Here is a 17,201-nt window from a genome sequence, read left to right as displayed (position 1 = left end):
CCTACGCGATCGTCGAGGAGACCGCCCACAGGTCGACGCCGCCGTCGACCGCGTGCTCCTCGATCGCGGCGATCTCGTCGTCGCTGAAGTCGGTGCGCGCCGCGGCGGCCAGGTTCTCGTCGAGCTGCTCGACCGAGGACACGCCGACGAGCGCCGACGTCACGCCGCCGGGACGGAGCACCCACGAGACGGCCATCTGCGCCAGCGTCTGGCCGCGCCCACGAGCCACCTCGGCCAGGCCCCGCACGCGGTGCAGGTTCTGCTGGGCCACCTCGTCGTCGAAGCTGGGCCGCTGCTGGGCCCGGTCGGGGTCGGACGCGTCGACGTACTTGTCGGTGAGCAGGCCCTGCGCGAGCACGGTGAAGGCGATGGAGCCCAGGCCGGCCTCGTCCAGGACGTCCAGCAGGCCACCCTCGACCCACCGGTTGAGCAGCGAGTACGAGGGCTGGTGGATCACCAGCGGCGTGCCGAGCGCGCGGGCGGCCGTGATCGCCTCGCGCGTGCGCTCGGGGCCGTACGAGGAGATGCCCACGTACGTCGCCTTGCCCTGGCGCACCGCGGTGTCGAGCGCGCCGATCGTCTCCTCGACGGGGGTGTCGGGGTCGGCGCGGTGGGAGTAGAAGACGTCCACGTGGTCGACGCTCATCCGCTGCAGCGACGCGTCGAGGCTGGCCAGCAGGTACTTGCGCGAACCGAGGTTGCCGTACGGGCCGGGCCACATGTCCCAGCCGGCCTTGGAGGAGAGGACGAGCTCGTCGCGGTACGGCTTGAAGTCGGTGCGCATCATCCGGCCGAAGTTCTCCTCGGCTGCGCCGTACGGCGGGCCGTAGTTGTTGGCCAGGTCGAAGTGGGTGATGCCGTGGTCGAAGGCGTGGCGCAGGATCTCGCGCTGGCTGTCGAACGTCCGGTTGTCGCCGAAGTTGTACCAGAGGCCGAGCGAGATCGGCGGGAGCAGCAGTCCCGAGCGTCCGACCCGGCGGTACTCCAGCTGCTGGTGCCGGTCGGCGGCGGCGACGTACGGCCGGTGGGTCTCGGGGACGTCGGCGGCGAAGTAGGGGGTGCTCACCCGTCCACGCTAGTCGCGCGGCCACGGGACGCACCGTGAGCGGCGAGGTGACGCCACCTGGGCGATCCGTCAGGAACCCTGTCCCGGCGGGGCGTTCGCGGCTACTGTTCCTCTCGGAAGGGGCACCCCATGACGGCTGAGCACGTCCTGGTACTCAACGCGAGCTACGAGCCACTGCAGCGCGTGTCGGTGCGACACGCCATCAAGATGCTCGTCCGTCAGGTCGCCGTCGTCGAGGAGGCGACCGACCAGGACTTCGGCCCGTTCAAGGTCCCCAAGGTGCTGCGCCTGGTGCGCTACGTGGTGATGCGCTGGACCCACGGCCGCACCCGGCTGTGCACCAAGGCGGCGATCAAGGCCCGCGACAAGATGTGCGCCTACTGCGGCGGCCACGCCGAGACCGTCGACCACGTCGTCCCGCGCAGCCGGGGCGGCACGCTCAGCTGGGAGAACGCCGTCGCGGCCTGCCTGCGCTGCAACCACCGCAAGGCCGACCGCACCCCGGCCGAGGCCGGCATGACGCTGCTCCTCACGCCGTCCGCGCCCGGCTACCTCGCCCTGGTCTGAGCCCACCTTCCGCGCGAGCTCCGCTCGGGCGGTGAGTCGTCCACCTCGGGACGTCCCGCGGTGGTGGACGACTCACCAGCCCACGCCGAGGTGCGTGGACCACTCACCGCTCACGCGGGAGGGCGGGGGTCAGAGGCCGACGGACTCGTAGATCTCCTCGATCGCGTCGAGGTAGGCGCCGGTGTCGTCGCCGGCGGCGGCGTAGGCCGCCTGGGCCCGGGCGACCACGTCGTCGGCGACCGTCGCGTAGCGCGCGTTCCACGCCTCGGCGTCGAACTGCCAGTAGCCGCAGGTGTAGAAGTCGGTCTGCGCCCAGCCGAGCGTCTTGCGCAGGTGGCGGCGGACGGCGCGGCTGGCGCGGGCCTCGCCGGCGAACCAGACGTAGCGCTCGCCGGCGGTCTCGGGCAGCGAGCGGCCGAGCACGGCGCGGGTGAGGGCGTCCTCGACCCCGCGCTCGTCCTGGACGACCTGCCACGTGATGGTGACGTCGCCGAGGGTGGGCAGGTCCATCTCGTCGGCGGCGTCGGTCAGCACGACGAGCGCCTCGGCCCGCTGGCCGGGGCGCAGGCCGCGCAGGATGCGGGCGAGGGCCGGCACGCCGGTGATGTCGCAGACCAGCAGCTGCCACGGGACGTCGGGTCCGGCGCCGTACAGCCCGCGCGGCTCGATGACGCCGACCTCGGAGCCGATCGCGCAGTCGCGCGCCCAGGCCGCGCCCGGGCCGACGTCGTGCAGCGCGACGTCGAGGTCGATCTCGGCGGTGCCGGCGACGGTCTCGCGGTGGTCGGAGATCGTGTAGACCCGGCTGATCGGCTCCGCCGCGCCCTCGGGGTAGGTGACGTTGAACTTCTCGTCGATCTGCGGGAGGACGAGCTCCCGGCCCTCCGGCGCGATGAGCACGCGCACGTACTCGTCCGGCACCCCCGTCGTCATCGGCTCCGGCAGGGCGAGCGTGAGCCGCACCAGGTGCGGGGTCAGCGGACGCCGGTCGGTGACGGTGGCACGGACGGTCTGCATGGGGTTCCTCTCGGCGGACTACTTAGGGAAGGCTAACCGACATCTCCTCAGAAGCCCAGGTTGGTAGCCTCGACGGGTGACCCGACCCCTGCGCGTCCGACCGATCACCCCTGAGCAGCACCTGGCGTTCCTGCGCACGCAGCCGTCCGCGAGCTTCCTGCAGACCCCGGCGTGGGGGCAGGTGAAGAACGAGTGGCGCAACGAGTCCGTCGGCTGGTTCGAGGGCGACGAGCTCGTCGGTGCCGGCCTGGTGCTCTACCGCAAGGTGCCCAAGCTCGACCGCTACCTCGCCTACCTGCCCGAGGGACCGGCGATCGCCTGGGACGCGGCCACGCTGGACGACTGGCTGACCCCGCTGCGCACGCACCTCAAGGCGTCGCACGCGTTCGGCATCCGCATGGGCCCGCCCGTGGTGCGCCGCCGCTGGCACGCCGACACGATCAAGAAGGCGCTGGCCGACGACGGTCTCAACACCCTCGGCGAGGTGCCGGCCGACGAGGCCGACCCCGCGGCCGAGGCCGTCCGCGACGCCCTCGTGGCCGCCGGCTGGACGCCGGTGCCCACGACCGGCGGCTTCTCGGCCGGGCAGCCTGCGTTCAACTTCCAGCTGCCGCTGGCCGGGCGCACCGAGGACGAGGTCCTGGCCGGCATGAACCAGCTGTGGCGCCGCAACATCAAGAAGGCGGCCAAGAACGGCGTCGAGGTCACCCGCGGCACGCGCGCCGACCTGGCCGACTTCCACCGGGTCTACGTCGAGACCGCCGAGCGTGACCACTTCACGCCGCGACCGCTGTCGTACTTCGAGCGCATGTGGGACGCCCTGACCGCCGAGGACCCGGAGCGGCTCACGCTCTACCTCGCGCACCACGAGGGCGACCTCGTCGCCGCGACCACGCTGGTGCGCGTCGGCGAGCACGCCTGGTACTCCTACGGCGCCTCGACCACCGAGAAGCGCGACGTGCGCGGCTCGAACGCCGTGCAGTGGCAGATGATCCGCGACGCCCTGGCGGCCGGTGCGACCGTCTACGACCTGCGCGGCATCACCGACACCATCTCCTCCGACGACCCGCACCGCGGCCTGATCCAGTTCAAGGTCGGCACCGGCGGCGAGGCCGTGGAGTACCTGGGCGAGTGGGACCTGCCGATCAACCGCGTGCTGCACAAGGCGTTCACGGTCTACATGGGGAGGCGCGGATGAGCTTCCGGCTTCACGTCGACGGGGCGCGCTGGCGCGCCCACCTGCGCCAGCACGCGGCCGACCACCCGGGCATCGTCCCGGTGGTGAAGGGCAACGGCTACGGCTTCGGCCGCGACGTCCTGGCCCGCGAGGCCGCGGCGCTCGGCGTCGACATGATCGCCGTCGGCACCTACGCCGAGGTGCCCGGCGCCCTGCAGGACTTCGCCGGCGACGTGCTGGTGCTGACCCCGTGGCGTCCGTTCCTGGACGACGTCGTGCTCGGCCCGCGGGTCGTGCACACCGTCGGGCGGGTCGAGGACGTCGCGGCGCTCGCGGCCACCGCTCCGGCCGGCACCCGCGTGGTGGTCGAGGGCGAGACGTCCATGTCGCGCCACGGGCTGGACCGGCACGAGATCGCCGCCGCGGTCGCCGCGCTCGGCGACCTGCAGGTCGAGGGCTTCGCGCTGCACCTGCCGCTCGGACGCGGCCACCTGGCCGAGGCCGAGAGCTGGGTCGCGGCGCTCGAGGCGTCCCGCCTGGACACCACGACCGTGCTCGTCTCGCACCTGGACCCGGCCGAGCACGCGGAGCTGGCCTCGCGTCGGCCGCACCTGACGATCCGGCCCCGGATCGGCACGTCGCTGTGGCTCGGCGACCCGGGCGCCCTCTCGGTGCGCGCCCACGTGCTGGACGTCCACCAGGTCGAGCGGGGCGAGCGGATCGGCTACCGGCAGCGCCCGGTGCCGCGCGGCGGCTACCTGCTCGTCGTGGCCGGCGGCACCAGCCACGGCATCGGCCTGGAGGCGCCCAAGGCGGTCAGCGGCGTCGTGCAGCGGGGCAAGTCCGTCGCTCGCGGCGGCCTGGAGGCCGCCGGGCTGTCGCTGTCGCCGTTCGTGGTCGGCGGCCGGCAGCGCTGGTTCGCCGAGCCGCCGCACATGCACGTCAGCCTCGTGCTGCTGCCCGAGTCGGTGACCCCGCCCGCCGTGGGCGACGAGGTCACCGCCTCGGTGCGGTTCACCACGGCGTCCTTCGACGCCGTGGTGATCGACTGACCTACTGGCCGCTCGGGGCGGCCGGGCCGCCGCCGCCCGGGTTCGGGGTGACCGGCGGCGTCGTCGGGGTCGGCTGCGTCGGGGTGGGCTGCGTCGGCTGGGTCGGAGTCGGCTTCACCGGCGTCGGCTTCGTCGGCGTCGGCTCGGGCTTCTCCTCCTCCTCTTCCTCCTTGACGCACTTGGACTTGCCCTTGTTGAGCGTCTCGCCGTCCTTGCAGTCGGGCACGGTGCTGACGCACTCGCCGGCCGAGCTGCTGTAGCGCTTGCCGTCGCCGCAGGTCGGCGCCGGCGCGACGTAGTCGGTGCCCTGGTCGGCCTTGATGTTGGCCGGCGGGGGGAACGAGCCGCAGTCGGAGGAGTCCAGGACCTTGTTCATGTAGTTGGCGAAGGTCTTGGCCGGGTACTGGCCGCCGTAGAACGTGGGCATGTAGCCCTCGAGGTCCTCGTTGCCCTTGCCGCGGTTGTACATGACGGCGGTGGTGAGCTTCGGGGTCGTGCCGACGAACCACGACGACGACACGTGCTGGTCCTTGCGCGGGCCGGCGGTCGCCGTGCCCGTCTTGCCCGCGGTGGGGCAGACGGTGCGGCCGTTGGTGCCGGTGCCGTTGCTGACGACGCCCTGGAGCGCCTTGAGCGTGTCGGCGGCGACGTCTTCGTCGATGGACTGCTTGGGGCGGGCGTCGTGCTTGTAGAGCACCCGCTTCTCGGGCGACTCGACCCGCTTGACGACGTACCACTCCGAGCGCTTGCCCTCGGCGGCGAGCGTCGCGTACGCGTTGGCCATGTCGATGGTCGGGATGACCTCGGTGCCCAGCGACGTCACGACGCCGCGGACGTTCTCGTCGTCGTAGACCGACAGGGCGCGCTCGCTGACGCCGGCGTCGCGGGCGGCCTTGACGATCTTGTCCGGGCCGTCCTCCATCTGGACGGTCAGGTCGACGAACGCGGTGTTGATCGACTCCTCGGTGGCGCGCTCGAGCGGCACGCGTCCGAAGGACTGGCCGCCGGAGTCGCCCTGGTTGCCGATCGTCACGCTGCTGCCGGGCAGGCGGTAGGGCGAGTTTCCGTCGAGCTGGGTCTTGAGGCTGAAGCCGTTGTCGAGGGCGGCGATGACGCCGAACACCTTGAACGTCGAGCCGGGCTGGGCGCCGAGCGTGGCCCAGTTGAGCTGGCTCTTGAGGAAGTCGTCGCCGCCGAACATCGCCTTCACCGCACCGGTGCCGGGCTGGATGGTGACCAGCGCCTGGTGCAGCTCCTTGAGCCCGTCGGGACGCGACTCGCGCACGGCCTCGACCGCCGCGTTCTGCATCTTCCGGTCGAAGGTGGTGACGATGCGCAGACCGCCGCCGTCGATCTGGGCGTCGGTGTAGCCCAGGCCGACCAGCTTCTTGCGCACGAGGTCGAGCAGGAACCCGCGCGTGCCCTTGTAGCGGCCGCTGTTGGTCTTCTTCTTGAACGTGGGCAGCTTCTCGGCGTACTTGTCGTAGTCGGCCTGGCTGATCGCGCCGGCCTTGAGCATGCCCGACAGGACGTAGCGGTAGCGCGGCATCATCCGCGTCTCGACGTCCTCGGAGTACGGGTCGTAGTAGCTGGGGTTGTTGATGACCGTGGCCAGGGCCGCGGCCTCGTCGACCTGGAGCTTGGACGCGCTGTGGCCGAAGTACGTCTTGGACGCGACCTGCACGCCGTACGCGCCGTTGCCGAAGTAGATCGTGTTCAGGTAGCCCTGGAGGATCTCCTCCTTGCTCTGCTGGCGCGAGATCTTGAGCGACAGGATCGCCTCCTTGACCTTGCGGCTGTAGGAGCGCTCCTGGTTGAGGTAGAGCACCTTCACGTACTGCTGCGTGATGGTCGAGCCACCGCTGGTGATCTCGCCGCTCGTGGTGTTGTTGCGCACCGCGCGCAGGATGCCCTTGAAGTCGATGCCCTCGTTGTCGTAGAACGTCCGGTCCTCGGCGGCAATGACGGCCGCGCGGATGGTCTCGGGCATCTGCTCGAAGTCGATGGACTCGCGGTCCTGGGTGGCGAAGCTGCCGATCTGGGACTTGCCGTCGCTGTAGTAGACCTTCGTGGTCTGCGTCTTGAAGTCGGCGTTCGCACTGGGGACGTCGATGAGCTGGTACAGCGCGAACAGCGTGGCCACACCCAGGACGAGACCCAGGGAGAAGAGCACGGCGAGCCAGCGGAGGGTCGAGACCCACCACGACTTTCCGGTGCCGCTGATCTTGCGCGCGAGCTTCTTCACTCCGGGCTTCTCCATCGTTCGAGGACGTTGCACAGGGCCGCACCCGTCCGAGGACCGGCACGACATCCGGTCCAGTGTGGCGGATCGAGCCACAAAATCGAGAGTCGTGAGCGTGGGGTGTTCCCGAACACACCCTCTCGATGTATCGTCTCGATATAACGCGAACGGCGCATCGAGTGGGAGGAGTGGACGTGGCACGACGCAGCAACGCGCTGGAGCTGGCCGTCCTCGGCCTGCTGCACGAGGCGCCGATGCACGGCTACGAGCTGCGCAAGGAGCTCAACGTGGTCCTCGGCTGGGGACGCGTGCTGTCGTACGGCACGCTCTACCCCACCCTCAAGGCGCTCGTCGCGGCCGGATCCATCCAGGCCGAGACGCCCGCGCTGCCCGAGGCCGACGCGCTCGCCCGCGGCCGCAAGGCCCGGATCGTCTACCAGCTCACCGGCGACGGCAAGGACCGCTTCGCCGAGCTGCTGGAGGACGCCGGGCCGAGCACGTGGGACGACGAGAGCTTCGACGTGCGGTTCGCGTTCTTCTCCCGGGTCGCGGTCGCCACACGCATCCGCGTGCTGGAGGGCCGCCGCGCCCGGCTGGAGGAGAAGCTCGAGCGGATCCGCCGCGCGTACACCACGCGCCGGCGAGGCAAGGACGCCTACCGCCTGGAGCGCCAGCGACACCGTCTCGAGCTCGCCGAGCTCGAGATCCGATGGCTCACCGAGCTCATCGACCGGGAGCGGGCGGCACAGACGTCGCCGCGCCCCGACACCGTCAACGAGTAACACGGAGGACCCATGGGTTCGGTTCGAGTAGCGATCGTGGGCGTCGGCAACTGCGCGACGTCCCTGGTCCAGGGCGTGACGTACTACAAGGACGCCCCGGCCGACGGCCAGGTGCCCGGCCTGATGCACGTCCAGTTCGGCGAGTACCACGTCAGCGACGTCCAGTTCGTCGCCGCGTTCGACGTCGACGACAAGAAGGTCGGCAAGGACCTCTCCGAGGCCATCGGCGCCTCCGAGAACAACACCATCAAGATCTGCGACGTCCCCACGCTGGGCGTCGAGGTGCAGCGCGGCCACACGCTGGACGGCCTGGGCAAGTACTACCGCGAGACGATCGAGGAGTCGGCCGCCGACCCGGTCGACGTCGTCCAGGTGCTCAAGGACACCCAGGCCGACGTGCTCGTGTCCTACCTGCCGGTCGGCTCGGAGGAGGCGGACAAGTTCTACGCGCAGTGCGCCATCGACGCCGGCGTCGCCTTCGTCAACGCGCTGCCCGTCTTCATCGCCTCCGACCCCGAGTGGGCCAAGAAGTTCGAGGACGCGGGCGTCCCGATCATCGGCGACGACATCAAGAGCCAGGTCGGCGCGACCATCACGCACCGCGTCATGGCCAAGCTGTTCGAGGACCGCGGCGTCACGCTGGACCGCACGTACCAGCTGAACGTCGGCGGCAACATGGACTTCAAGAACATGCTCGAGCGCGAGCGCCTGGAGTCCAAGAAGGTCTCCAAGACCCAGGCCGTCACCTCGAACCTGACCGGCGAGCTGTCGGGCAAGGTCCACGACCGCAACGTCCACATCGGCCCGAGCGACTACGTCGCGTGGCTGGACGACCGCAAGTGGGCCTACGTCCGCCTCGAGGGCCGCGCCTTCGGCGACGTCCCGCTGAACCTGGAGTACAAGCTCGAGGTCTGGGACTCGCCGAACTCGGCCGGCATCATCATCGACGCCATCCGCGCGGCGAAGATCGCCAAGGACCGCGGCATCGGCGGCGCCCTGCTGAGCGCCTCGTCCTACCTGATGAAGAGCCCGCCGGTGCAGCGCGCCGACGACCACGGCCGCGCCTCCCTCGAGGCGTTCATCCGCGGTGAAGAGGAGCGCTGAGCGCTGCTCGCAGCCTGACGACGGGCCCCCGACCACCTGGTCGGGGGCCCGTCGCCGTCTCACGGGGTCCGGGTGGCCTCGACCGCCACGAGCACGAGGTCGCCGACGGCGTCGGGGAGGCGCTCCTGCGGGCGCCAGACCGCGGTGAGCGGACGACGCAGGTCCAGCCCCACCGGCACCTGCACCAGGCGTCCGGTCTCGAGCTCGGCGACGACGGCCCGCGCGGGCACGACGGCCGGCCCGATGCCGGCCAGGGCGGCGCCGACGAGGGCGGTGGTGCTGCTGGCCTCGAGCGCCACGTCCACCTGCCGGCGCACGGCGGTCTCGAAGGTGCTGCGGGTGCCGCTGCCCGGCTCGCGCATGACCCACGCCCGGGCGGCGAGCGCGTCGGCACCCAGCGGCGTCCGGCGCCGGGCCCAGGGGTCGCCGGGCGCGACGACGACCACGAGCCGGTCGTGGCCGATGGTGCGGGTCTGCAGGTCGGTGGGCCGCGCGGCGGTCTCGATGAAGCCGACGTCGACGGCCCCGGAGCGGACGAGCTCGCCGACGCGGGCGCTGTTGACCACCTGCAGCCGGGGCTGCAGGTCCGGCCGGCGCGAGCGCAGCTCGGCGATCCACCGGGGCAGCAGGAACTCGGCGACGGTGAGGCTCGCCGCGATCGCGACCTCCCCGCCGCGCTCGGCGCTCATGGCCGCCAGCCCCTCGCGCATGGTGTCGAGGTGGTGCAGCACCGGGCGCGCCCAGGCGACCACCGCGCGTCCGTCGGTGGTGAGCGTCGACCCCCGGGCCGAGCGCTGGACGACCGCGAGCCGCCACCGGGTCTCGAAGGCGCGCACCCGGGCGCTGGCCGCGGGCTGGGTGAGCCCGAGCGCCGCCGCGGCGGCGTTGATGCTGCCGCGCTCATCGAGCGCGACGAGCAGCCGCAGGGTGGTCACGTCCAGGTCGGGAGGAGTCATCACCTCACGTGATACCCCGTCCCGGTCGCGGTGTCTACCGGCACGGCCGCGTCGGCGCGACGGTGGACGGGTGCTCAAGCCCACCCCGCCGCCACGTCGCGGCCCCGCCGTCGTGGTCCTGCTGGCCGCCGGTGGCGCGTCCCTCGGGCTGAGCCTGGTCGTCCCGTGGGCGGGTCCGCTCCTGCTCGCGCTCGTCCTGGGCGGGGTCGTCGCGGCCACGCCCGGGGCCGGGCGCGGCCCGCTGGCCGGGCACGCACCCGTCACCCGCGCGCTGCTGCGCGGCGGCATCGTCCTGCTCGGGCTGCGCCTGCCGCTCGACCGCGTCGCGGACGTCGGGGTCGGCGGGGTCGCCGTGGTCGTGCTGACGCTCACCACGACGTTCGCCGTCACCACGACGGCGGGACGCGTGCTGGGCGTGGACCGGCGGCTGACCGCCCTGGTCGCCACCGGGTTCTCGGTCTGCGGCGCGGCGGCCGTCGCCGCGGTCGAGGACGCCGTGCGGCCGCGCGAGCGCGACGTGGCCGTCACCGTGGCGCTCGTGACCGTCCACGGCACCGCCCTCGTGCTGCTCGTCCCGTGGGCCGCCGCCGCCCTCGGCCTCGACGACCGCCAGGCCGCGGTGTGGGCGGGCGCCAGCATCCACGAGGTCGGCCAGGTCGTCGCGGCCGCGGCGCTGCTCGGACCGGGCGCACTGGCCGTGGCCACCGCCGTGAAGCTCACCCGCGTGCTGCTGCTGGCGCCGGTGTACGCGGTCGTCGCCCGGGGCGCCGGCGCGGGCGGGCGGCCACGCGGGACCCCGGTGGTGCCGTGGTTCGTGGCCGGGTTCGCGGCGGCCGTCGCCGTGCGCACCGCGGACGTGCTGCCCGCCCCGGTGCTCGACGTCGCCGACGGGGCGGCGTCGGTGCTGCTCGCGGCGGCGATGTTCGGGCTCGGACTGGGGCTGCGCGTGCGCGACCTGCTGCCCCTGCCACCGGGCGTGCTGGCGCTCAGCGCCGTCGCGACCGCGACGGTCGCCGGCACCTCGCTGGTGCTCGTGCTCGCGCTGGTCTGACCTACCCCGCGAGCAGGGCCGACAGCGTCCGGCGCATGGTGGCGCTCGCGGCGGCGACGTCGAGCCCGAGGTCGTCGCGCAGGATCGACCAGGTGTTCCAGCTGGCCGCCGCGGTCAGCGCCAGCGCCTCGGTCTCGCGGGCCGCCGGGTCGAGCCGGGCCAGCTCGCCGGCGAAGACCTCCTCGACGTCGTCGCGCACGCGCTGGACGTGGTGACGGCGGCTGGCCTTGAGCGCCGCCGAGAACGGCTCGGCCAGCGCGGCCGAGCGCGCGGCCGGGGCGATGTTCTCCAGCCGCCGGGCCCGCTCCGCGACGAAGCGGTCCAGCCGCTCCTCCAGCGCCAGGGACGGCTCGACGTGCTCGCGCAGCTCCCAGTCCGAGCGCAACCAGTAGTCGGTGGTCGCGTCGAGCAGGCCCTCCATGTCGCCGAACGCGACCCAGAGGGTGCGGACCGAGACCCCGGCGCGCTCGGCGATGGTCTGCGCGGTGGGCTTCAGGTCGCCCTCGCGCAGCAGCGCGGAATGGGCGTCGACGATGCTGCGCCGGGTGCGCTCGCCGCGCAGCCGACGCCCGTCGCGCTGGCGGAGCGCCTCGGGCCGCAGGCGGGGCGAGGGGTGTTCCACGGGGGACAGCATGCCCTGCTCGTCAAAGTTGCACCACCCCTGCAACTTGTCAGTGACCCGCACCACTCTCTAGCGTCCCGGTCAACCACCAGGCGGGAGAGAACGTGCTGTCGGTCCAGAACCTCGAGGTCGTCTACCACGACGTCGTGCTCGTGCTGCGAGGAGTGAGTCTCGACGTGCCCGACGGCGCGATCGTGGCCCTGCTCGGCGCGAACGGCGCGGGCAAGACGACCCTGCTGCGGGCCCTGTCGGGCCTGCTCGACGTCCATGACGGGAAGGTGACGAAGGGGCAGGTGCTGCTCGACGGCACCGCGATCGAGCGCTGGCCGGCCCCGCGCATCGTCCAGGCCGGGCTCAGCCAGGTGCTGGAGGGTCGCCGCGTCTTCGCCGAGTTCACCGTCGAGGAGAACCTGCGGGTCGGCGGGCACAGCCACCCCGACGGCCTCGACGCCGCGATCGGGGAGGTGTACGAGCTCTTCCCGGTGCTCAAGGAGCGCAAGGACCGCACGGCCGGCTACCTGTCCGGCGGCGAGCAGCAGATGCTCGCCATGGGCCGCGCGCTGGTCGCCCGGCCCAAGCTGCTGCTGCTCGACGAGCCGAGCCTCGGCCTGGCTCCGCGCATCGTGCAGCAGATCGCCGAGATCGTGCAGGAGATCAACGCCCGGGGCACCACCGTGCTGCTGGTCGAGCAGAACGCCACCATGGCGCTCTCGATCGCCCAGCACGGCTACGTCATGGAGCACGGCAAGATCGTCATGGACAAGCCCGCCGCCGCGCTGCTGGACGACGACGACATCCGCGACTTCTACCTGGGACGCGGCGAGCTGGCCACCTCGTACCGCGACGTCAAGCACTACAAGCGCCGCAAGAGGTGGTTGTCATGAGTCCCGACCCGATCCTGCAGGTGCGCGACGTCGAGCTGCGGTTCGCCGGCGTCACCGCCCTGAGCGGCGTCACCTTCGACGTCCTGCCCGGCGAGCTGTTCGCCGTCATCGGCCCCAACGGCGCCGGCAAGACGTCCATCTTCAACGTGCTGTCCGGCGTGTACCGGCCCCAGCAGGGCAGCGTCGTGTTCGACGGCCACGAGCTGGTCGGCGTCCGCCCGCCCCGCATCGCGGCGATGGGCGTGGCCCGCACGTTCCAGAACATCGAGCTGTTCGGGAACCTCGACCTGGTCGACAACCTCATGCTCGGGCGCCACCACCACCTCGGCTACGGCTGGGCCGCCGCCGTGGCCTGGTTCGGCAAGGCCCGCAACGCGGAGGTCGCCAACCGCCGCCGGGTCGAGGAGATCGTCGACTTCCTGGAGATCGAGGCCTACCGCGGCATGCCGGTCGGGATGCTGCCGTACGGCGTCCAGAAGCGGATCGAGCTCGGCCGGGCGCTCGCGATGGAGCCGCGGCTGCTCCTGCTCGACGAGCCGGTCGCCGGCATGAACGGCGAGGAGACCGAGGACATGGCCCGGTTCATCCTCGACGTCCGCGACGAGCTCGGCATCGCCATGATCCTCGTCGAGCACGACATGGGCCTGGTCATGGACCTGGCCGACCGGGTCATGGCCATGGACTTCGGCCGGCCGCTGGTCACCGGCACCCCCACCCAGGTGCAGGAGCACCCCGACGTCGTGGCGGCCTACCTCGGCCTGCCCGCGAAGGAGGACGCGTGAGCGAGCCGACCAGCCTGGCCCAGCGGGTCAGGGAGCACGCCCGCCGCACGCCCGACCGGGTGTGCCTGCGGGAGAAGAACCTCGGCCTGTGGGAGGAGGTGACCTGGGACGGGTACTGGTCCACCGCCGCCCGCGTCGGCCACGCGCTCGTCGCGCTCGGCGTCCGGCCCGGCGACCGGGTCGCCATCCACAGCGAGAACCGGCGCGAGTGGCTCTACACCGACGTCGGCACCACCGCGGTGCGGGCCGCCACGGTCGGCCTGTACCCGACGAACCCGGCGCCGGAGGTGCTGCACGTCCTGCGCGACAGCGGCGCCTGCGTCGTCGTCGTCGAGGACCAGGAGCAGCTGGACAAGACGATGGAGGTCATCGAGCAGCTGCCCGACCTGCGCCACGTCGTCCACCTCGAGCACCGCGGCATCACCGGACGCTACGACGACCCGCGGCTGATGTCGTGGGACGCCTTCCTGGCGCTCGGCGACGAGCACGCCGCCGCCCACCCCGGTGCCGTCGACGCGCTCACCGACGCCGCGGAGCCGGGCGACCTGGCCACGCTCGTCTACACGTCCGGCACCACGGGCCCGCCCAAGGGCGCGATGCTGACCGTCGCGAACGTCGAGTTCGTCGTCCACACGATCCAGCAGTCCGAGTCGTTCGTCAGCCCGCCGGCCGGGCCGAAGGACGTCGTGCTGTCCTACCTGCCGCTGTGCCACGTCGCCGAGCGGGTCTTCACGACCTGGTTCAACGCCGGCCTGGGCACGCAGGTGTGCTTCGCCGAGTCGATCGACACCGTCCAGCAGAACCTGCGCGAGGTGCAGCCGACGCTGCTGTTCGCCGTGCCGCGCATCTGGGAGAAGATCGTCGCCGGCGTCCACGTCCGCATGACCGGCGCCTCGCGGCTCAAGCGAGCCACGTTCGGCTTCTGGATGAAGGTCGCCGCCGGCATCGGCCGCGAGCTGGTCCAGAACGAGGGCCGTCACACCTGGCGCACCCGGCTCAAGTACGCCGCCGGCTGGCTGTTCGTCTACCGCCCGCTCAAGGAGCGGCTCGGCCTGGCGCACGTGCGGTACGCCGCGTCGGGCGCCGCCCCGATCTCGCCCGAGGTGCTCGTCTTCTTCATGGGCCTGGGCGTGCCGATGCACGAGGTCTACGGCATGACCGAGAACAGCGCCGTCGCCACCGCCAACATGACCGGACGCGTCAAGGTCGGCACCGTCGGCGAGGCCCAGCCCGGCGTCGAGGTGCGGATCGCGGACGACGGCGAGGTGCTCACCCGCCACGACGGCACGTTCGCCGGCTACTGGAACAACCCCGAGGCCACGGCCCGCACGATCGACCCGGACGGCTGGCTGCACACCGGCGACGTCGGGGAGTGGGTCGACGGCACGCACCTGCGGATCACCGACCGGATCAAGGACATCATCATCACCTCCGGCGGCAAGAACATCTCGCCCAGCGAGCTGGAGAACGCGCTCAAGGCGTCCCCCTACGTCAAGGAGGCGATCGTCGTGGGCGACCGTCGCAAGTACCTGACCGCGCTGGTCGGCATCGAGCTCGACACCGTCGGCAGCTGGGCCCAGCAGCGGCGCCTGGCCTTCACCACCTACCGCGACCTCACCGAGAAGCCCGAGGTCCGCGCGCTGGTGCAGCAGGTGGTCGACGAGGTCAACACCGCCTTCGCCGCCGTGGAGACGATCAAGCGCTTCACGCTGCTGCCCAAGGAGCTCGACCACGACGAGGGCGAGCTCACCGCCACCCAGAAGGTGAAGCGCTCGGTCGTCGCCGAGCGGTTCGCCGACCAGATCGAGCAGATGTACGCGGGGAGCCCCCAGTGACCGACTTCGTGCAGGCGCTCGTCAACGGCCTCGGCCAGGGCTCGGTCTACGCCCTGCTCGCCCTGGGCTACGTCATGATCTACAAGGCCACGAAGGTGATCAGCTTCGCGCAGCCGTCGCTGATGATCATCGGCGGTCTGTTCGCCTACCACTTCACCCGCGTGTGGGAGCTGCCGTTCTGGATCGGCCTGGTCCTGGCCGCCCTCTGCGGTGCCGTGCTCGGCATGGTCGTCGAGCGGCTCGCGATGCGTCCGATGGTCGGCAAGCCGGTGTTCACCCTGGCGATCATCACCATCGGCGTCGACATCGTGCTGCGCATCATCGCCAACCGGTACATCGGCGTGCAGTCCAAGATCGTCGAGTACCCCGGTGGGTCGGAGCGCCTCTCCGTCGGCGGCGTCTCGATCTCGCACCAGACGCTGGGACTCATGGTCGTCACCGCGCTGGTCGTGGTCGGCCTGCTGACCTTCTTCCGCAAGTCCCGCACCGGCCTGGCCATGCGCGCCACCGCGCTGGACCAGGAGACCGCGCTGGCCCAGGGCATCAAGGTCGGCACGATGTTCGCGCTGGCCTGGGCGATCGCCGGCGGCCTGGCCGCGATCGCCGGCACCTTCGTCGCCACGCAGGCGGCCGGCATCGAGCAGACCACCTGGATCATCGCGCTCAAGGCGCTGCCGGCGATCATCATCGGCGGCCTGGAGTCGATCAACGGTGCCGTCATCGGCGGTCTGGCCGTCGGCGTCGTGGAGGCGCTCACGGCGGTCTACCAGCCCGACGTCGCCCCGTGGCTGGGCGCCAACTTCGCCCTCGTCGCGCCCTACGCCCTCATGTTCGCCGTCCTGCTCGTGCGTCCGTACGGCCTGTTCGGCCAGAAGGAGGTGGAGCGCGTATGAGCCGCTCCGCACTGCGCAACCGTCCGCTCCTGCGCACCGCGTACACGCAGGAGATGGCGATGCTCAACACCCCGGCGAAGCGCCGCTCGGTGCTGGCGATCGTCGTGCTCGCCGCGCTGCTGCCCTTCGTCGTGACGGACGACCTGCTGCTGGTGCTGACCCTCGGCATGATCGCCGCGGTCGGGGCGATCGGTCTCAACCTCGTCACCGGGTACGCCGGACAGGTCTCGCTCGGGCACGCCTTCTTCATCGGCCTGGGCGCCTACACCGGCGCCGTCCTGGGCGGCGACCCCGAGGGGCCGGTGCTCGGCTACGGGCTGCCGATGTGGATCTGGCTGCCCGCCGCCGGCGTGGTCGCCGCCGTCGCCGGCCTGCTGGTCGGGCCGCTCGCCGTCCGGCTGCGCGGCCTGTACCTGGCCATCGTCACGCTCGGCCTGGTGTTCCTGGGCGACCACATCTTCCGGGAGGCCCGCGAGATCACCGGTGGCCCGGGCGTCGGCCGCCGTGGCCCGGAGCTGACGCTCTTCGGCATCGACTTCTCCCAGGACGGGGAGGTGCTCACCCGCGGACAGCTGCAGTTCCTGCTCGCGCTCGTGTTCCTGGTCGTCTTCGCCGTGCTGGCCCGCAACATCACGCGCTCGGGCGTCGGACGCGCGTTCGGCGCCGTCCGCGACCGCGACGTCGCCGCCGCCGTCATCGGCGTCGACCTGACGCGCACCAAGCTGCTGGCCTTCTCCATGTCGTCCTTCTTCGCCGGGGTCAGCGGCGCGCTGTACTACGCGGTCGTGGGCGTCTTCGAGCCCAGCGCGTTCAGCCTGCTGCTGTCGGTGCAGTTCCTGGCGATGGTGCTCATCGGCGGCGTCGCGACGATCAGCGGGTCGATCATGGGCGCCCTGTTCATCGCCTCGCTCGGCCGCATCTCCGGCGAGATCGCGCACTGGCTGCCGTTCATCAGCGACGCCTCGGGCAGCTCGGGCCTGCTGTCGGTCTTCCAGCTCGAGGCGATCCTCTACGGCCTGCTGATCATCGGCTTCCTCATCTTCGAGCCGCGCGGCCTGTTCGGCATCTGGCTGCGCGTCCGCAACTACTGGAAGGGGTGGCCCTTCTCCTACTGACCCCGCTCCACCTCCCGGCGCGGCCGTCGGCCGTCCACCCCGAAAGGAACCGTTCC

The 17,201-nt window shown here is 71.8% G+C and carries 16 protein-coding genes; 11 read left to right on the top strand and 5 right to left on the bottom strand.

Annotated features, from left to right (window positions below):
• Nucleotide 1 precedes the first annotated feature (1 nt).
• The gene (locus E0W78_RS00365; RefSeq protein WP_131401880.1) at nt 2-1,066 is read right to left on the bottom strand and encodes an aldo/keto reductase; all 1,065 of its coding nucleotides are present in this window, start codon (nt 1,064-1,066) and stop codon (nt 2-4) included.
• 129 nt (nt 1,067-1,195) lie between these two features.
• Between E0W78_RS00365 and E0W78_RS00360 the strand changes: the two genes are divergently transcribed.
• Entirely contained in the window at nt 1,196-1,633 is a 438-nt protein-coding gene (locus E0W78_RS00360) for an HNH endonuclease (RefSeq protein ID WP_131401879.1), read from the top strand.
• Nucleotides 1,634-1,762: 129 nt separating this feature from the next.
• On the opposite strand, the gene E0W78_RS00355 is transcribed toward E0W78_RS00360, so the two are convergent.
• A complete protein-coding gene (locus E0W78_RS00355) occupies nt 1,763-2,650 on the bottom strand; it encodes a siderophore-interacting protein (RefSeq protein WP_131401878.1) in 888 nt (295 codons plus the stop codon).
• 76 nt (nt 2,651-2,726) lie between these two features.
• Here E0W78_RS00355 and E0W78_RS00350 point away from each other — a divergent pair, with 76 nt between their 5' ends.
• On the top strand, nt 2,727-3,848 hold the full coding sequence (locus tag E0W78_RS00350; protein ID WP_242686158.1) for a peptidoglycan bridge formation glycyltransferase FemA/FemB family protein: 1,122 nt from the start codon (nt 2,727-2,729) through the stop codon (nt 3,846-3,848).
• Entirely contained in the window at nt 3,845-4,879 is a 1,035-nt protein-coding gene (locus E0W78_RS00345; RefSeq protein ID WP_131401877.1) for an alanine racemase, read from the top strand. Before E0W78_RS00350 ends, E0W78_RS00345 begins: the two co-directional genes overlap by 4 nt.
• A gap of 1 nt (nt 4,880) precedes the next feature.
• Here the strand turns inward: E0W78_RS00345 and E0W78_RS00340 are convergent, their stop codons facing one another.
• The gene (locus tag E0W78_RS00340) at nt 4,881-7,124 is read right to left on the bottom strand and encodes a transglycosylase domain-containing protein (protein WP_165570347.1); all 2,244 of its coding nucleotides are present in this window, start codon (nt 7,122-7,124) and stop codon (nt 4,881-4,883) included.
• A 191-nt stretch (nt 7,125-7,315) separates the two neighbouring features.
• Here E0W78_RS00340 and E0W78_RS00335 point away from each other — a divergent pair, with 191 nt between their 5' ends.
• Both E0W78_RS00335 and E0W78_RS00330 read left to right on the top strand, forming a co-directional pair.
• Entirely contained in the window at nt 7,316-7,903 is a 588-nt protein-coding gene (locus E0W78_RS00335) for a PadR family transcriptional regulator (RefSeq protein ID WP_131401875.1), read from the top strand.
• Between the two features lie 12 nt (nt 7,904-7,915).
• Nucleotides 7,916-9,007, top strand: a complete 1,092-nt coding sequence (locus tag E0W78_RS00330; RefSeq protein ID WP_131401874.1) for an inositol-3-phosphate synthase — start codon at nt 7,916-7,918, stop codon at nt 9,005-9,007.
• Between the two features lie 59 nt (nt 9,008-9,066).
• Here the strand turns inward: E0W78_RS00330 and E0W78_RS00325 are convergent, their stop codons facing one another.
• Nucleotides 9,067-9,963 (bottom strand): LysR family transcriptional regulator, encoded by an 897-nt coding sequence (locus E0W78_RS00325; RefSeq protein WP_131401873.1) that lies wholly within the window; start codon nt 9,961-9,963, stop codon nt 9,067-9,069.
• A gap of 70 nt (nt 9,964-10,033) precedes the next feature.
• Here E0W78_RS00325 and E0W78_RS00320 point away from each other — a divergent pair, with 70 nt between their 5' ends.
• Nucleotides 10,034-11,014 (top strand): putative sulfate exporter family transporter, encoded by a 981-nt coding sequence (locus E0W78_RS00320; RefSeq protein WP_207392557.1) that lies wholly within the window; start codon nt 10,034-10,036, stop codon nt 11,012-11,014.
• 1 nt (nt 11,015) lies between these two features.
• Here the strand turns inward: E0W78_RS00320 and E0W78_RS00315 are convergent, their stop codons facing one another.
• Nucleotides 11,016-11,636: a TetR/AcrR family transcriptional regulator gene (locus E0W78_RS00315; protein ID WP_207392556.1), complete on the bottom strand. Its 621-nt coding sequence runs from the start codon at nt 11,634-11,636 to the stop codon at nt 11,016-11,018.
• Between the two features lie 104 nt (nt 11,637-11,740).
• On the opposite strand from E0W78_RS00315, the gene E0W78_RS00310 reads away from it, so the two are divergent.
• The 5 genes from E0W78_RS00310 to E0W78_RS00290 are packed head-to-tail and all read left to right on the top strand — an operon-like array spanning nt 11,741 to nt 17,145.
• On the top strand, nt 11,741-12,520 hold the full coding sequence (locus tag E0W78_RS00310) for an ABC transporter ATP-binding protein (RefSeq protein WP_131401870.1): 780 nt from the start codon (nt 11,741-11,743) through the stop codon (nt 12,518-12,520).
• Complete coding sequence (locus E0W78_RS00305; protein ID WP_131401869.1) at nt 12,517-13,302, top strand: ABC transporter ATP-binding protein; 786 nt, start codon at nt 12,517-12,519, stop codon at nt 13,300-13,302. The genes E0W78_RS00310 and E0W78_RS00305 overlap by 4 nt, the downstream gene beginning before the upstream one ends.
• The gene (locus E0W78_RS00300; RefSeq protein WP_131401868.1) at nt 13,299-15,137 is read left to right on the top strand and encodes a long-chain fatty acid--CoA ligase; all 1,839 of its coding nucleotides are present in this window, start codon (nt 13,299-13,301) and stop codon (nt 15,135-15,137) included. The genes E0W78_RS00305 and E0W78_RS00300 overlap by 4 nt, the downstream gene beginning before the upstream one ends.
• Nucleotides 15,134-16,030, top strand: coding sequence for a branched-chain amino acid ABC transporter permease (locus E0W78_RS00295; RefSeq protein WP_131401867.1), 897 nt, complete (start codon nt 15,134-15,136; stop codon nt 16,028-16,030). The genes E0W78_RS00300 and E0W78_RS00295 overlap by 4 nt, the downstream gene beginning before the upstream one ends.
• Nucleotides 16,027-17,145, top strand: coding sequence for a branched-chain amino acid ABC transporter permease (locus E0W78_RS00290; protein ID WP_131401866.1), 1,119 nt, complete (start codon nt 16,027-16,029; stop codon nt 17,143-17,145). The genes E0W78_RS00295 and E0W78_RS00290 overlap by 4 nt, the downstream gene beginning before the upstream one ends.
• The last annotated feature ends 56 nt before the right edge of the window (nt 17,146-17,201 follow it).

Source organism: Aeromicrobium sp. IC_218, from assembly GCF_004336805.1.
GTDB lineage: Bacteria > Actinomycetota > Actinomycetes > Propionibacteriales > Nocardioidaceae > Aeromicrobium.
Note: the sequence above shows the minus strand (reverse complement) of the source record. Positions and strands in the feature narration are given on the sequence as shown.

What these genes read in the sequence shown, in the direction of transcription:
- E0W78_RS00345 (WP_131401877.1), top strand. Translation starts at nt 3,845, where the DNA reads ATGAGCTTCCGGCTTCACGTCGACGGGGCGCGCTGGCGCGCCCACCTG.
- E0W78_RS00325 (WP_131401873.1), bottom strand. Translation starts at nt 9,963, where the DNA reads ATGACTCCTCCCGACCTGGACGTGACCACCCTGCGGCTGCTCGTCGCG.
- E0W78_RS00355 (WP_131401878.1), bottom strand. Translation starts at nt 2,650, where the DNA reads ATGCAGACCGTCCGTGCCACCGTCACCGACCGGCGTCCGCTGACCCCG.
- E0W78_RS00290 (WP_131401866.1), top strand. Translation starts at nt 16,027, where the DNA reads ATGAGCCGCTCCGCACTGCGCAACCGTCCGCTCCTGCGCACCGCGTAC.
- E0W78_RS00330 (WP_131401874.1), top strand. Translation starts at nt 7,916, where the DNA reads ATGGGTTCGGTTCGAGTAGCGATCGTGGGCGTCGGCAACTGCGCGACG.
- E0W78_RS00360 (WP_131401879.1), top strand. Translation starts at nt 1,196, where the DNA reads ATGACGGCTGAGCACGTCCTGGTACTCAACGCGAGCTACGAGCCACTG.
- E0W78_RS00305 (WP_131401869.1), top strand. Translation starts at nt 12,517, where the DNA reads ATGAGTCCCGACCCGATCCTGCAGGTGCGCGACGTCGAGCTGCGGTTC.